This is a genomic window from Angustibacter speluncae, from assembly GCF_054777815.1.
In genome coordinates, this window is the sequence record NZ_BAAHAF010000053.1 from 1 (window position 1) to 13,856 (window position 13,856).

Annotated in this window: 16 protein-coding genes; 6 read left to right on the top strand and 10 right to left on the bottom strand. The window is 75.7% G+C overall.

What is annotated here, in order from left to right; all coding sequences use genetic code 11:
* Both ACYVKY_RS05715 and ACYVKY_RS05720 read right to left on the bottom strand, forming a co-directional pair.
* The coding region (locus ACYVKY_RS05715) for an FAD-binding oxidoreductase (RefSeq protein WP_460434011.1) at nucleotides 1-265 on the bottom strand (265 nt) is incomplete at its 3' end.
* A gap of 63 nt (nucleotides 266-328) precedes the next feature.
* Nucleotides 329-1,135: a GGDEF domain-containing protein gene (locus ACYVKY_RS05720; protein ID WP_460434012.1), complete on the bottom strand. Its 807-nt coding sequence runs from the start codon at nucleotides 1,133-1,135 to the stop codon at nucleotides 329-331.
* Nucleotides 1,136-1,263: 128 nt separating this feature from the next.
* Here ACYVKY_RS05720 and ACYVKY_RS05725 point away from each other — a divergent pair, with 128 nt between their 5' ends.
* Nucleotides 1,264-1,971 carry a M50 family metallopeptidase gene (locus ACYVKY_RS05725; protein ID WP_460434013.1) on the top strand — a complete coding sequence of 236 codons (708 nt, stop codon included), beginning with the start codon at nucleotides 1,264-1,266 and terminating at the stop codon, nucleotides 1,969-1,971.
* A gap of 7 nt (nucleotides 1,972-1,978) precedes the next feature.
* Here ACYVKY_RS05725 and ACYVKY_RS05730 read toward each other — a convergent pair whose 3' ends face one another.
* Complete coding sequence (locus ACYVKY_RS05730; protein ID WP_460434014.1) at nucleotides 1,979-3,166, bottom strand: hypothetical protein; 1,188 nt, start codon at nucleotides 3,164-3,166, stop codon at nucleotides 1,979-1,981.
* Nucleotides 3,167-3,252: 86 nt separating this feature from the next.
* On the opposite strand from ACYVKY_RS05730, the gene ACYVKY_RS05735 reads away from it, so the two are divergent.
* The 3 genes from ACYVKY_RS05735 to ACYVKY_RS05745 all read left to right on the top strand — a co-directional run bounded on the left by ACYVKY_RS05735 (nucleotide 3,253) and on the right by ACYVKY_RS05745 (nucleotide 4,526).
* Nucleotides 3,253-4,050, top strand: a complete 798-nt coding sequence (locus ACYVKY_RS05735; protein ID WP_460434015.1) for a siderophore-interacting protein — start codon at nucleotides 3,253-3,255, stop codon at nucleotides 4,048-4,050.
* A 55-nt stretch (nucleotides 4,051-4,105) separates the two neighbouring features.
* On the top strand, nucleotides 4,106-4,291 hold the full coding sequence (locus ACYVKY_RS05740; RefSeq protein ID WP_460434016.1) for a hypothetical protein: 186 nt from the start codon (nucleotides 4,106-4,108) through the stop codon (nucleotides 4,289-4,291).
* A gap of 82 nt (nucleotides 4,292-4,373) precedes the next feature.
* Complete coding sequence (locus ACYVKY_RS05745) at nucleotides 4,374-4,526, top strand: hypothetical protein (RefSeq protein WP_460434017.1); 153 nt, start codon at nucleotides 4,374-4,376, stop codon at nucleotides 4,524-4,526.
* On the opposite strand, the gene chrA is transcribed toward ACYVKY_RS05745, so the two are convergent.
* The 5 genes from chrA to ACYVKY_RS05770 form a co-directional block, all read right to left on the bottom strand.
* Complete coding sequence (gene chrA / locus ACYVKY_RS05750; RefSeq protein WP_460434018.1) at nucleotides 4,523-5,899, bottom strand: chromate efflux transporter; 1,377 nt, start codon at nucleotides 5,897-5,899, stop codon at nucleotides 4,523-4,525. The two genes, ACYVKY_RS05745 and chrA, sit on opposite strands and share 4 nt — an antisense overlap.
* A 32-nt stretch (nucleotides 5,900-5,931) precedes the next feature.
* Nucleotides 5,932-6,312 (bottom strand): ATP-binding protein, encoded by a 381-nt coding sequence (locus tag ACYVKY_RS05755; RefSeq protein ID WP_460434019.1) that lies wholly within the window; start codon nucleotides 6,310-6,312, stop codon nucleotides 5,932-5,934.
* A gap of 58 nt (nucleotides 6,313-6,370) precedes the next feature.
* Complete coding sequence (locus tag ACYVKY_RS05760) at nucleotides 6,371-6,556, bottom strand: hypothetical protein (RefSeq protein ID WP_460434020.1); 186 nt, start codon at nucleotides 6,554-6,556, stop codon at nucleotides 6,371-6,373.
* A gap of 4 nt (nucleotides 6,557-6,560) precedes the next feature.
* Nucleotides 6,561-8,228 carry a serine hydrolase domain-containing protein gene (locus ACYVKY_RS05765; protein ID WP_460434021.1) on the bottom strand — a complete coding sequence of 556 codons (1,668 nt, stop codon included), beginning with the start codon at nucleotides 8,226-8,228 and terminating at the stop codon, nucleotides 6,561-6,563.
* Nucleotides 8,229-8,323: 95 nt separating this feature from the next.
* Nucleotides 8,324-8,866 carry a TetR/AcrR family transcriptional regulator gene (locus ACYVKY_RS05770; protein ID WP_460434062.1) on the bottom strand — a complete coding sequence of 181 codons (543 nt, stop codon included), beginning with the start codon at nucleotides 8,864-8,866 and terminating at the stop codon, nucleotides 8,324-8,326.
* A 128-nt stretch (nucleotides 8,867-8,994) separates the two neighbouring features.
* Here ACYVKY_RS05770 and ACYVKY_RS05775 point away from each other — a divergent pair, with 128 nt between their 5' ends.
* Nucleotides 8,995-9,756 carry a Rossmann-fold NAD(P)-binding domain-containing protein gene (locus ACYVKY_RS05775; RefSeq protein ID WP_460434022.1) on the top strand — a complete coding sequence of 254 codons (762 nt, stop codon included), beginning with the start codon at nucleotides 8,995-8,997 and terminating at the stop codon, nucleotides 9,754-9,756.
* 29 nt (nucleotides 9,757-9,785) lie between these two features.
* Entirely contained in the window at nucleotides 9,786-10,691 is a 906-nt protein-coding gene (locus ACYVKY_RS05780; protein WP_460434023.1) for an SDR family oxidoreductase, read from the top strand.
* Here the strand turns inward: ACYVKY_RS05780 and ACYVKY_RS05785 are convergent.
* Together ACYVKY_RS05785 and ACYVKY_RS05790 are read right to left on the bottom strand one after the other, a co-directional pair.
* Nucleotides 10,646-13,147 (bottom strand): MMPL family transporter, encoded by a 2,502-nt coding sequence (locus ACYVKY_RS05785; RefSeq protein ID WP_460434024.1) that lies wholly within the window; start codon nucleotides 13,145-13,147, stop codon nucleotides 10,646-10,648. The genes ACYVKY_RS05780 and ACYVKY_RS05785 overlap by 46 nt on opposite strands.
* A 1-nt stretch (nucleotide 13,148) precedes the next feature.
* Nucleotides 13,149-13,826 carry a TetR/AcrR family transcriptional regulator gene (locus ACYVKY_RS05790; protein ID WP_460434025.1) on the bottom strand — a complete coding sequence of 226 codons (678 nt, stop codon included), beginning with the start codon at nucleotides 13,824-13,826 and terminating at the stop codon, nucleotides 13,149-13,151.
* Between the last annotated feature and the right edge of the window lie 30 nt (nucleotides 13,827-13,856).

Below are 13,856 nucleotides of genomic sequence, written 5' to 3' on the forward strand. Positions count from 1 at the left end.
GGGAGGTGTCCAGCACGATGCCCGGCCCGATCGAGTTGCCCGCGATCGACGTCCCCGCGCCGCGGGCGGTCAGCGGCGTCCCCGTCGCGCGGGCCACCTCGAGCGCCGCCAGCACCTCCTCGACGTGCCGCGGCATCACCACCACGGCCGGAGGCACCCGGTAGTTCGACGCGTCGGTCGAGTACTCCGCGCGGCGCCGGGACGAGTCGTCGACGTCACGCAACCCGGCGGCGCGCAGGGCCGCGACGAGATCAGGTGACGTCACGCCCCGATCATCCCAGCCGGACCGCGGGCACCACCGGGCGGCTCGGTCGGTGGACGGTGCCGGTCAGGCCGGCTCGCTCGCGTCCTCGTCCTGCGGGTCGAGCACGACGCGGTCGCGACCGCGGTCCTTGGCCTGGTAGAGCAGCGCGTCCGCGCGCAGCAGGGCCGAGTCGACGGTGTCGCCCGGACGCACGACCGTGGCGCCGATCGAGATCGTCGTGCCCACCTGGTCGCCCGCCGCGCGGACGCGGTCGAGCACCCGCGCGAGGAGCTCCTCGAGCACGTCGCCGCCGCCGAAGACCACGACCGCGAACTCCTCGCCGCCGAGCCGGCTCACCATCCCCTGGCTGCCGACGGCCTCGCGGGCCGCCAGGGCGACAGCGGCCAGCGCGCGGTCGCCCGCCGCGTGGCCGTGCTCGTCGTTGACCCGCTTGAAGTGGTCGAGGTCGAACATCGCGACCGCCTCGACCGTGCCCGCGCGCAGGCGCCCGGCGAGCTCGGCCACCAGCGCCCGCCGGTTCGCCAGCCCGGTGAGGTCGTCCTGGCCGGCGTGCGCCCGCAGCACCGCCTCGGTGCGCTCGCGGCGTCCGATCTCGGCGGCGAGGTCGTCGAGCAGCGTGAACAGCACCCAGAACGCCGGCCCGGCGAGCACGACCGGCGACAGCACCGGCAGCAGCTGGCCCAGCAGCGAGCCGGCCATGCCCGGGTCGAAGGCGAGGTAGACGGCGTTGCAGAGCAGCCACGAGGCCAGCACGCTCACGCCGGTGAACCAGGCCAGCCCGCGCCAGCCGGGGAACCGCTCGCGCAGCTGCAGCGCACCCTGCGCGAGCCGCGAGAGCGCCGGCTCGTCGTCCTGGTCGTGCGCACCCACGCCGGGATGATGGCCCATCGGACCGCTCCCACGGGAGACCCAGGACGCGATCTCGCCGCTCCGGAGCAGCCCGCCGGGTGGCGGCGCGGGGTTCGTCCGGGTCCGTCCGCGTGGTGCAGGCTGGTCGGGTGACGGCGCAGGAGTGGTGGGGCCGCCTGACCACCCCGGCCGCCGACCCGCCCGGGCTCGTCGTCGTCGCCGCGGCGGCGCTCGCCCTGCTGCTCGTGGCCGGCCCGCGCACCTGGCCGCTGGTGCGGCACGCGGTGACCCTCGTGCACGAGGGCGGGCACGCGCTCGCCGCGCTGCTGACGGGGCGCCGCCTGCACGGCGTCCGGCTGCACGGCGACTCCTCCGGGCTCACCACCTCGTCCGGACGCCGCCGGGGCCCGGGCGCGGTCCTCACCCTGGCAGCGGGCTACCCCGCGCCGGCCCTGCTGGGACTCGCCTGCGCCGCGGTGCTGGCCCGCGGCTACGTCCTGGTCGTGCTGGTCGGCCTGCTCGTCGCGCTGGTCCTGCTGCTGGTGCAGGTGCGCAACCTGTTCGGGCTCTGGTCGGTGCTCGTCGTCGGGACGCTGCTCGTCGGCGTCACCTGGTTCCTGCCGGACGCGTGGCAGCAGGGGGCGGCGCACGCCGTCACCTGGTTCCTCCTGCTGGCGTCGGCCCGGCCGGTGGTCGAGCTGCACGCGGCCCGGCGGCGGACGCGCGGGTCCGACCCGGCGCAGCTCGCCGCCCTCACCCGCGTGCCCACCACGGTCTGGACCGGGGTGTTCCTGCTGGTGTGCTGCGGCGCCGCGCTGCTCGGCGGCTGGCTGCTCGTGCGGCCCTGGCTCGGCTGATCCCCGCTCACGGCGTCCGCACGAACCGGTAGCCGTCCGGCGCGAGCCACACCACGTACGGGCCGCCCGCGAACGCCTCGCCGCCGAGCTCGGCCGTCCGACCGCTGGCGGGGTCGTGCACGACGCCGCGCGAGCGCGCAGGGTCGCCGTCGACGGGCCACGTCGACCAGGTGACGAGCCGCTCGCCGACCCGGACCCGCACCCCGCTGCCCCCGTTCCCCGCGACGTCGTCGAGCCCCTCCGCGGCGACGGCGACCTCCCCGCCGTCGACGTCGAGCACGAGCAGGGCGTCGCCGGACCACCAGGCGAGCCGTCCAGCCGCCGCGTCGACGCCGTCCTCCCCGGTCCTGGCCACCTCGTCGGCCGGCACGCCGGGCAGCGACCCGGCGCCGGGCCGGTCCAGCGGGAGCCTGCGCCCCGTCCTGGTGTCGACCCGCACGAGCCAGTCCCCGTCCGCCGGCCGGACGTAGACCTCGTCGCCGTCCGCGGCCACGACCGCCCCCTCGAGACCCGTCGCGCGGGCGCGCTCGGGGCACCCGCTCGCGGTCCGCTCCGCGACCTGCACGACGGGTGGACCGTCGGCACCCGACCTCAGCGACCAGGCCACCAGGCTGCCGGTGAGGACGACCGAGCCCGGCAGCACGCTGCCGTCGGTGAGCACCGTGCGGCGACCGCCGACCAGCGGCGTGCAGACCAGGTCGTCGTCGTGGCGCGGGTCGAGGTGCTCGAGCGTGAGCAGCGCGGTGGCGTCGCGCGCCACCACCGTCGACGGCACGACGTCGAGCGCCCCGGTCGTCCCGCTGCCGAGGTCGACCTGGACCGCGCGTCCCCAGGTGTCGAACCAGTCGCGGTCGAGGTGCTGCTCGCCGCCGGCGAGGGTGCCGTCCGCGGCCAGGCCCAGGGCGCGCAGGTCGTACCAGCCGTCCTCGCGCACCACGAGGTGCGCGGTGCCGGTGCCGAGCACCGCCGCGAGGGCCGGGTCGAGCGGCACGGACGGGAAGGGGTCGCGGTCGAGCAGGTCGGGCACCACCACGCGGCTGCCCGCGACGCCCCCGACGCCCAGCACGACCGCGGCGACCGCGAGCACGCAGGCGAGGACCTGGCCGGTGCGGCGCCCCGGCGCGACCACCTGCTCCTGCTCCTCGACCGCGCCCGCGTCCGGCGCGACCTCGACGAGCGACCTCGACGTCGCCACCCCTCCAGCGTCCACCCGACGACGGCCGCGGGGAAGTCCCCGACCGTCGCGGGTTAGGGTGACCTAAGCCGATCGGAGGAGGACGCGTGCACGGCACGGTGGAGCAGGTCGAGCGGGTCTCGCCCGCGATGGTGCGGGTGGTGCTGGGTGGCGACGGCCTCGACGACTTCGCGATGGTCCCGTTCACCGACGCCTACGTGAACCTGCTGTTCGTCCCGCCGCACGCCCCCTACGCGGTGCCGTTCGACCTGGCCGGGGCGCGCGCGCTCGAGCGCGACGCGTGGCCGGTGCCGCGGCGGTTCTCCGTCCGGGCGTGGGACGAGGCGACCCGTCGGCTGACGATCGACTTCGTCGTGCACGGCGACGAGGGCACGGCGGGCCGCTGGGCGCAGGCCGCCCGTCCCGGCGACCTGCTGCAGCTGGCCGGCCCGAGCGGCGCCTACCGGCCCGACCCGGCCGCCGCCTGGCACCTGCTCGTCGGCGACGAGAGCGCGCTGCCCGCGATCGCGGCCTCGCTCGAGGCCCTGGGCGCCGGCGACGAGGCCGTCGCCGTCCTGCTCGTCGACGGCCCCGGCCACGAGGTGGCGCTCGGGGGCCCGGACGGCCTCGAGGTCGTGTGGCTGCACCGCGAGGCCCTCGCCGGCGACGCCGGGCAGGCGCTGGTCGACGCCGTCGCCGCGATCACGCGCCCGTTCGAGGGCGTCCACGCGTTCGTGCACGGCGAGGCGGTCGAGACCCGCGCCGTGCGGCGGCACCTGCTCGGCGAGCGGGGGGTGCCGCGCGAGGCGCTGTCGGTCTCGCCCTACTGGCGCCGCACCATGACCGACGAGCGCTGGCGCGAGGTCAAGCGCGACTGGCTCGCCGAGGTCGAGCTCGACACCTGAGGGCTCGACGCCGGAGCCCCTCGACACCCGGCGGCCGCCGGACGACGATGCGGGCGTGCTGTCCGACGCGCTCACCTGGCTCGCCGCGATCGCGTTCGCGCTCACCGTCGGCGTCTGGATCAACTGGTACGCCCGCCGGGTCGGCGAGGACGACGACCCGATGCCGCTCGCGCGCCCGGTCGTGACCACCGCCGTGTTCGTCGCGCTCCTCACCGGTGCGCTGGCGACCGCGAACCTCTGAGGACGGCCCCGACGTCCCTTGCGCGCGAACGCGTCCCGGAGGATCGTCGGACGCCTCGGGACGGCTGCCGAGGAGGTCGACGATGCGCTGGGGACGACTCATCTGCCTGGTCGCGTTCCACACGTGGGTCCGCCGCCCCACACCCGGCGACGACACCGGGTACCGGCACGAGTGCGTGCGGTGCGGGAAGATCGACGAGGGCTACGACCCGGCCCCGCGCCTGCAGGGGCTCTAGCCCAGCAGCGCCCGCACCCCGCCGACCGCGAGACCCGCTGCGGCGCAGACGCCCAGCACCCGCAGCACCGACCAGCGCAGCCGGAGCAGCAGCACCCCGGCGACGAGGGCGATCACGAGCGGCACCGGCTGCAGCGTGCCGACGTCCGGCAGCTCGAGCCGCAGCGGACCGGCGCGGACGACGTCGGTGCGGTCGAAGAGCGTGTGCACCGCGAAGTAGACCGCGAGGTTCGCGATCACGCCGACCACGGCGGCGGTGACGCCGGTGAGCGCGCTCGACAGCGCGTGGTTGCCGCGCAACCGCTCGACGTACGGGGCGCCGACGAAGATGAAGACGAAGCACGGGACGAACGTCACCCAGGTGACGAGCAGGCTGGCGAGCACGCCGGCGACCCACGGGTCGAGGGCGCCGGGGTCGCGGTAGGCGCCGAGGAAGGCGACGAACTGCACGACCATCACGAGCGGTCCGGGCGTGGTCTCGGCCAGCGCGAGGCCGCGCACCATCTCGCCCGGTGCGAGCCAGCCGTAGACGCCGACGGCCTGCTGGGCCACGTAGGCGAGCACGGCGTAGGCGCCGCCGAAGGTGACCAGCGCCGTCCCGCTGAAGAACAGGCTCTGCTCGGTGAGCACCCCCTGGGTGCCGGTGAGCCAGGCCGCCGCGGCGACCGGCACGCCCCAGGCCAGCAGCCCGACCCCCAGCACCTTGGCGACGTGGGAGCCCCCGGGAGCGGCGGTGTGCAGCGCGTCGTCCGGGACGAGCGCGGGGGTCGCGTCGTCGGCCTCGCCGCTCGCGGGTGGACTCATCGTCGAGGGCGCGAACCGCCCCAGCCCCCAACCGATCACGGCGGCCGCCGCGACGACGACGGGGAACGGGACGGCGAACGCGGACAGCGCGACGAAGGACCCGACGGCCAGGACGACCAGTGCCGGGTGGCCGAGCGCCTTCGCTCCCACCCGCAGCAGCGCGTGCGCCACGATGGCCAGCACCGCCGGCGCGAGCCCTGCGAACAACGCCGCGACGAGGCCGGTGTCACCGGCCGAGACGTAGAGCGCCGACAGCGCGAGCAGCGCGACCATGCCCGGGAGCACGAACAGCACGCCGGCGACCAGGCCGCCGCGCAGCCCGTTCAGCAGCCACCCGACGTAGATCGCGAGCTGCTGCGCCTCCGGCCCGGGCAGCAGGGTGCAGAAGCTCAGGGCGTGCAGGAACCGGCGCTGCCCGATCCAGCGCCGGCGCTCGACCAACTCGCGCTGCATGACCGCGATCTGCCCGGCCGGACCGCCGAAGGTCTGCAGCGAGATCGCGAACCAGGCGCGCACGGCGTCGCGGAAGGGGACGACGTCCTGCACCGGCGACGAGTCGGGGGTCCGCACGCGCACATCCCACCACCCGGGGCCGCGGTGGGTCAGGCCGGGACGCCGACCAGCCGGCTCCACACCGTCTTTCCGCCGGGACGCGTCCGCACGCCCCACTCGTCGCTCAGCACGTCGACCAGGCTGATGCGCGGACGCCCCCCGGGCGGCGGGACCAGGTCGCCCGGGTCGGGGTCTCGGTCGGTGACCTCGATCGTCGCGGCGGCGCCGTCGCAGTCGAGCCGCACGTCGACCGGCGGCGAACCGTGCCGGACGGCGTCGGCGACCAGCTCGCCCAGCACCATCTCGGCCTGGGGCCGCAGCACGTGGAGGTGCTCGATGCACCAGGCCTCGTCGAGGAACCGACGGGCCTCGCGCGCGGCCGAGGTGTCCATGACCAGGGTCGTCCTGGCGGAAGGGGTCTCGGTGCACACGTCACGATCCTGACCGCAGACCCGCGACGTCGCACGCCGAGCAGTTCGCCCGCGTGGGTCAGCCGTCGTGCAGGGCCTTCTGCAGCGCGGCCCACCACAGGCGGCGGTCCTCCGGGTCGTCGCGCTGGTCGACGATCTCCTCGGTGCGGGTGTCGTCGACGCCCAGGTGCGCGGGGAGCGCACGGAAGCGCCCGCCCGCGGACGCGTCCTCGTCGATGCGCTGCTGCAGCTGCTCCGCGGCCATGGCGTCAGTGTGCGACGTCGGACGGCGCCGCGCCAGTGCCCGGCACCCGCTCGGGTGCGGGGACGCGGAGCAGGCGGGCGCCGCCGCCCGCCACCAGGACGACCCGGTCGCCGTGCTCGCGCTCCAGCTCGAGCAGCCCGTAGCCGCTCACGAAGGCGGCGGGACCCACCCGGCGGGCCTCCTGCCGGCCCTTCCACCAGTGCACGACGAGCCTGCCGTCGACGACCTCGAGCCGGGCCGGGTCGTCGTCCACGTCCCAGGCCGCGTACTCCCCTGCGACCCATCCGATGTCGCCGGCGGGGTCGAACGGCACCGACGAGAAGCGCTGGTACGGCTCGCCATCGAGGACGAGGTGCCGCGCGGTGCCGTCGTCGGCGCGGACGACGCCGATTGGGGTGCCGTCCCAGACGGGGCCGTCGGGCGCGAGCTCGACCGGGGCCGAGCGGTCCTCGGAGGTGAGCACCACCCGGCCGTCGACCTCGGCCACCTCCACCGTCCCGGCGTGGACGTCGAGCCAGGTCCCCACCAGACCGTCGAGCCGCACCGGCGCCGGGCGCGGCTCGGGCGGGCAGGCGCACGAGGGTCCCGCGCCGTCGACCGCCCACCGGTGCAGCACCTCCATGAGCGCCCCCGTGCCGCGGCCGTCGTCCCAGCACGACTGCACGACCACCGCGCGGCCGTGCTCGGGGAACGCGGTGACCAGGCAGTTGTACGAGGCGAGCAGGCCGCCGTGACCGACGGCGCGGTGCCCGCGCCAGTGGCCGGTGTAGAGGGCGAGCCCGTACCCCGACTCGAAGCCGCTGGTGTGGCGGCTCGTCCACGGCGTGCGCAGCTCCTCGAGCGCCGCCTCGGGCAGGAAGACCGACCCGTCGGCGGCGCGGCCGTCGACGAGCACGGCACCGAGGCGCGCCAGGTCGAGGGTCGACCCGAGGCCGAAGCCGGCGGCGTTGCCGTCGCGGTTCTGCGGGAACCGGTGCTGCACCACCGGCCTGCCGTCCCCGCCGGTGCCGTGCGGCAGCGCGAGCGGGTACGTCGCAGCGACCCCGAGCTCGAAGGTGGTGCGCCCCATGCCCAGCGGCGCGAGGACGTGCTCGGCCACGGCGTCCTCGTAGGTGCGGCCCGTGACCACCTCGGCGACGTGCGCGGCGAGCACCAGGACCGTGTTGCTGTAGCGGTGCACCTCGCCCGGCTCGCCCGAGAACCGGTACCGCGCCAGGTCCTCGTGCACGAAGCGGCGCAGCGCGGCCGCGTCCGAGGCCCCCTGGTCCTTGCCCCCGCTCGGCAGCCCGGTCGTGTGGCTCAGCACGTGCCGCAAGGTGATCCGGCGCCCGCGGGCGGGGTCGTCGCGGAACGCGAGGTCGGGCAGGTGCTCGACCACCGGCGCGTCGAGGTCGAGCAGCCCCTGCTCGCGCAGCCGCAGCACCAGCAAGGCGGTCAGGGTCTTGCTGATCGAGCCGAACGCGAAGAGCGTCCCCGGCGAGACCTCGCCCGCGCCGTCCCCCGCCGAGGTGCGACCCCAGCCGCGCGCGAGGACGGTGCGCCCGTCCTCGACGAGTGCGGCGGCGACGCCGACGTACCCGCCGTCCGCGAGCGCGGTCGACACCAGCTCGTCGACCGCGCGGTGCACCGGGTCGGCGTCGTCGAAGCGGGTGGCCCAGGCGTCGTCGCTCACGCCGGGCACCGTACGGGGGCGGGCGCCGGCGGGCGCGCGACTTCGCGCGCGGCGCACCGCACCCATCGCGGACGACGACCGGACGACGCCCGGGCTCAGCCGCCGACGGGACGCACCAGGTTGTCGACCAGCCGGTCGGCGAACGCCTCGTCGAGCGGGAGGCTGGGCAGCAGCAGCCGGTGGTAGCAGGCGCCCCACAGCTGGTCGACGACCGTCTCGGCGTCGACCCAGGGGGCGAGCTGCCCGGCGTCCCGGGCAGTCTCCATCCGCTCGACGGCCAGCCGACGGCGCGGCCCGGCGTACGTCGCCAGGTAGGCCTGCATGAGCGCGTCGTCGTGCTGGGCCTCGGCGATGAGCCCGCGAATGACGGGCCCCGCCTGGGTCGTGGTGAGCAGCGCGACGAACGCGTGCAGCTGGCTGCGCAGGTCGCGCTCGAGGTCGCCGGTGTCGGCGAACTCCAGCGCGGGCTCGACCGCGGCGAAGTAGCCCTCGAGCGCGAGCGCGCCCTTGGACGGCCAGAGCTTGTAGATCGTCACCTTGCTGGCGCCGCTCTCGGCGGCCACCCGCTCGATCGTGAACCGGCCCATCCCGTCGTCGAGCAGCAGCCGGCCCGCCGCCTCCAGCACCTCCTGCCGCACCTGCTCGGTCGGCCGTCGCCCGCGTCCCACTGCGCCTCCTTGATTTGAACGCACCGTTCACTTACGTTCTAATGAACTCAGCGTACACATCTGGTGCGCGCTGGACCGCCCGAGAGGCAGGAGACGTCATGACCACCACCACCGCAGGCACCACCACCGGCCCCCGGCAGCGGGTCGCCCTCGTCACCGGAGGGTCCGGCGGCATCGGCGCGGCCGTCGTGCGGCAGCTGGCCGCCGACGGGTTCGCCGTCGCGGTGCACTACGCCGGCAACCGCGACGCCGCCGAGGCCGTCGCGGCCGAGGCCCGCGAGGCGGGCGCCGCCGCGCTGGTCGTCGGCGGCGACGTCGCCGACGAGACCGCGATGGCCACCGCGTTCGACACGGTCGAGCGCGAGCTCGGCGGCCTCGACGTGCTCGTGCACACCGCGGGCGTCATGCGCCTCGCGCCCGTGGTCGACCTCGACCTGGACGAGCTCGACCGCATGCACCGCACGAACGTCCGGGGCACCTTCGTCGTGGCCCGCGAGGCGGCCCGGCGGGTGCGCGACGGCGGCGCGATCATCACCTTCTCGAGCTCGGTCGTGAAGCTCGCGCTCCCCGAGTACGCGGCCTACGCCGCCACCAAGGGCGCGGTCGACGCGATCACCGCCGTGCTCGCCAAGGAGCTGCGCGGCCGCGACGTCACCGTCAACGCCGTCGCCCCGGGCCCCACGGCCACCCCGCTGTTCCTCGACGGCAAGCCGCAGGAGGCCGTCGACCGGCTCGCCTCGATGCCGCCGCTCGAGCGCCTCGGCGAGCCCGCCGACATCGCGCGCGTCGTCGCGCACCTCGCCGGCCCGGACCGCTGGACGAACGGCCAGGTCCTGTACGTCAACGGCGGCATCGCGTGACCCCCACCACGACCGGACGGAGTTCGATCATGACCACCACCACGACCCCTCGCACCGTCCTCGTGACCGGCGCCTCCAGCGGCTTCGGCGCGCTGACCGTGCGCGCCCTGGCCGACGCGGGTCACACCGTCTACGCCGGGATGCGCGACACCGCCGGGCGCAACGCGCGCGCCACCGCCGACGCCCTCGCCTACGCGAGCGAGCACGGGGTGGTGCTGCGCCCGGTCGAGATGGACGTCGTCGACCAGCACTCGGTCGACGCCGCCGTGCGCACCGTCGTCGACGAGGCAGGCCGCGTCGACGTGGTGGTGCACAACGCCGGCCACATGGTGCTGGGCCCCACGGAGGCGTTCACGCCGGAGCAGCTGGCGCAGGTCTACGACACGAACGTGCTGTCGACGCAGCGGGTCAACCGCGCCGTGCTGCCGCACCTGCGGGCGCAGCGCGACGGCCTCGTGGTCTGGATCGGCTCGTCCAGCAGCCGAGGCGGCACGCCCCCGTACCTCGCGCCCTACTTCGCCGCCAAGGCGGGGATGGACGCCCTCGCGGTCAGCTACGCGGCCGAGCTCGCACGGTTCGGCGTCGACACCTCGATCGTCGTCCCCGGCTCGTTCACGGTGGGCACCAACCACTTCGCGAACGCCGGCCAGGCCACCGACACCGCGGTCGTCGACGCCTACGAGGTCGAGTACGCGGGCCTGACCGACCAGGTCGCCGCGCGGCTCGCCGAGCTGGCACCCGCCGACCAGGACCCGTCCGAGGTGGCGCGCGCCGTCGTCGACCTCGTCGGCACCCCGAAGGGACGCAGGCCCTTCCGGGTGCACGTCGACCCCGCCGACGACGGCGCGGCCGTGGTGTTCGCCGTGGGCGACCGCGTGCGCGCGGAGTTCTACCGCCGGGTCGGGTTGGAGGACCTGCTGATCCCGGTGGGCTGAGCGGCCGCCCCCGCCGCCCGCTCGAGCGAGGCGCCCTCGACGTCCACGTCCGGGAGCACCCGCGCGAGCGGGCGGGGCAGCCACCACGCGCTGCGGCCCAGCAGGTGCATCACCGCGGGGACGAGCAGGAGCCGCACCAGGAAGGCGTCCACCAGGACGCCGAAGGCGAGGGCGAAGCCGAACGAGCGGATGATGACGGCGTCCGAGCCGATGAAACCGGCGAACACGGCGACCATGATGATCGCGGCGGCGACGACGACGCGCCGTCCGGCCCGGACGCCGGCCGTGACGGCCGTGCGGGCGTCGGTGCCGTGGGCCCAGGCCTCGCGCATGCCCGAGACCAGGAACAGCTGGTAGTCCATCGCCAGGCCGAACATGATGCCGATGACGATGGTCGGCAGGAAGCTCAGCACCGGCCCGGGTGTCGTCACGCCGAACAGCGTGGACAGCCAACCCCACTGGAACACCGCGGTGATCGCGCCCAGGGTGGCGAACAACGACAGGACGAACCCGAGGGTCGCGGTCAGCGGCACCAGGAACGAGCGGAAGACCACGACCAGGATCAGCAGCGACAGCCCCACGACGAGCCCGAGGTAGCCGGGCAGGGCGCCGGCGAGCTGCTGCGACACGTCGATGTTGCCGCTCGCGCTGCCGGCCACGCCGTACCCCTCGGGGAGCGCGCGCAGGTCCTGCACCAGCTGCTCGGTCGACTCGCTGGTCGGGCCCCCTGCGGGCACCACCTGGAAGGCGAGCAGCCGCTCGTCGTCGGAGGCGCCGATCGGCGCGACCGCCACGACGTCCTCCTGGTCGGCGAGCTGCTCGGCGACCCGCACCTGCTCGGCCAGCTGGTCGGCGCCCGAGACCGGCTGGTCGAGCTCGGCGACCACCAGGAGCGGCCCGTTGGTGCCGGCGCCGAACGCCTGCTCGGTGAGCGAGAACGCCTGGTACTGCGTGGAGTCGACCGCCTCGGACGACCCGTCCGGCAGGCCGAGCCGGAGCGAGGCGGCGGGGACGGCGAGCAGCCCCAGCACGGCGACGCCGACCACCAGCGTGACCGCGGCCCGCCAGGTGGGCATCGGCCGCAGGCCCGCCTGCGCGGCCGCCTCGGCCTCGTCGTCGGCGTGCCGCTGCTCCTCGGCGGCGTCGTCGTGCCGGTCGTAGAACTGCCGCTCCCTGCGGCGCAGGGCGCGGGTGCCGAGCAGCGCGAGCACCGCCGGCGTGAAGGTGACCGCCATCGCCACCGCCACCAGGACGCAGAACGCCCCGACCGTGCCCATCAGGCCGAGGAAGCCGATACCGGTGACGTTGAGGGCGGCGAGCGCGATCACGACGGTGAGCCCGGCGAAGACGACCGCGTTGCCGGCGGTGCCGGTCGCCAGCGCGATCGACTCCGGGACGGCCATGCCGTGCAGCAGCTGGCGCCGGTGCCGGTTCAGCAGGAAGAGCGAGTAGTCGATGCCGACCGCCAGACCGAGCATGACGCCGAGGATCGGCGTGACGGAGAGCATGTCGACCACGCCCGACAGCGACAGCGCCGCGGTGACGCCGACGCCGACGCCGACCAGCGCGGACACGATCGGGATCGCCGCGGCGAGCGCGGTGCCGAGCACCACGAGCAGGGTGATGGCGGCGACCGCGAGGCCCGCGGCCTCGGCGGGGCCGAAGATCTCGGGCACCTCCTGGACGAGGTCCTGGCTGAGCGCGACCTGCACGCCGGGCAGGTCGGCGTCGAGCAGCTCGGCGGCGACCGCCTCCTTGGTCTCCGGCGTCACCTCGAGCAGCGGCTGCGCGAACTGCACGACGCCGAGCGCGGTGGCGCCGTCGGTGGAGACCTGCCGGACCTCCTGCGAGACGGCGAGCAGGCGCGCACCGAGGTCGGCCTGGCGCGCCTGGTCGTCGAGCTGCGCGCGGCCGGCGTCGAGCTGGGCCTGCTGCTGCTCGAGCGCGGCGAGCTGCGCGGCCACCTCCGGGCTCTGCTGCGCCTGCGGCGGCAGCGCCTCGAGCTGCGTGCGCCCCGCGTCCAGCTGCTGCTGACCGGCGTCGAGCTCGGCCCGGGCGGCCTCGAGCTGCTGCTGACCGGCGGCGAGCTGGTCGGCCTGCTCCTGCCGCTGCTCGGTCGTGGTGAACGGGTCGACCGTGCCGGTGACGCCCTCGACGTCGGCGACGCGGGTGAGCAGGTCGGAGATCCCGGCGCGCTGCTCGTCGGTGAGCTCCGCGTCGTCCTCGGCGTGGAAGACCACGGTGCCGCTGCCGCCGCTCGCGTCCGGGAACTCCTGCGCCAGCTGGTCGACGACCTTCGCCGTCGGGGTGCCGGGCAGCGTCACCTGCGCGGACAGGGTGCCCCCGAACGCCAGGTAGCCGGCGACGCCGAGCGCGAGCAGCACCCCCCAGACCCCGAGCACGGTGCGGGGGCGGTGCGCCGCGAGGGAGCCGAGCGAGGACAGCCAGCGGGCCACGTCAGGGGCCTTCCGTCGAGGGGGTGGGGTCGGGGGGTGCGGTGCGGCGGTCGACCGCGAGGGGTGCGCCGAAGCCGTGCCGGACGAGGCGGAACAGGTCGGCCAGCAGCGAGGCGAGGCGGGCGCGGCTGGTGCGGCCGAGGTCGCCGCCCGTCTCGTCCAGCCAGGTGGCGGCCACGACCGCGGCGCCGTTCATGACGGTGGTCGTCAGCAGCTCGACCTCCAGGGGCGCGAGCTCGGGGTAGCGGGCGCGCAGCCGCCCGGCGGCGCCGGCACCGAGCTGCTGCAGCGCCTGCTGCCGCACCCGCTCGGCGACGGCCTCGCGGCCGGGCGCGGTGAAGACCCGTCCCAGCCGGCTGATCACGTCGGCGACGTCCGTCGACGACAGGGACGCCTCCAGGTCGTCGAGGGGGCTGACCCGCTCGGAACCGGCGCCGAGGTCGTGCCCCACCGCCGCCACGGCCTCCTCCAGCTCGGCCTCGGCGCACGCGACCACGACGTCCTCGAGGTGGGCGAAGTGGTTGAACACCGTGCGGCGCGACACCTCGGCGCGGGCGGCGAGGTCGTCGGTGGTGAAGCCCGTGGGCCCGCGCTCGTCGACCAGCTGGCGGGCGGCGGCCACCAGGGCTGCGCGGTGACGGACCTTGAGCGCCGTGCGGCGGTCGGTCGCGGTGGTCACTCCGTCATTCTGCACTCAGTGCAACTAGTT

Coding starts and splice junctions, on each gene's coding strand:
- ACYVKY_RS05745 (WP_460434017.1), top strand. CDS start 4,374: ATGCGCTGGGGACGACTCATCTGCCTGGTCGCGTTCCACACGTGGGTC.
- ACYVKY_RS05760 (WP_460434020.1), bottom strand. CDS start 6,556: ATGGCCGCGGAGCAGCTGCAGCAGCGCATCGACGAGGACGCGTCCGCG.
- ACYVKY_RS05775 (WP_460434022.1), top strand. CDS start 8,995: ATGACCACCACCACCGCAGGCACCACCACCGGCCCCCGGCAGCGGGTC.
- ACYVKY_RS05780 (WP_460434023.1), top strand. CDS start 9,786: ATGACCACCACCACGACCCCTCGCACCGTCCTCGTGACCGGCGCCTCC.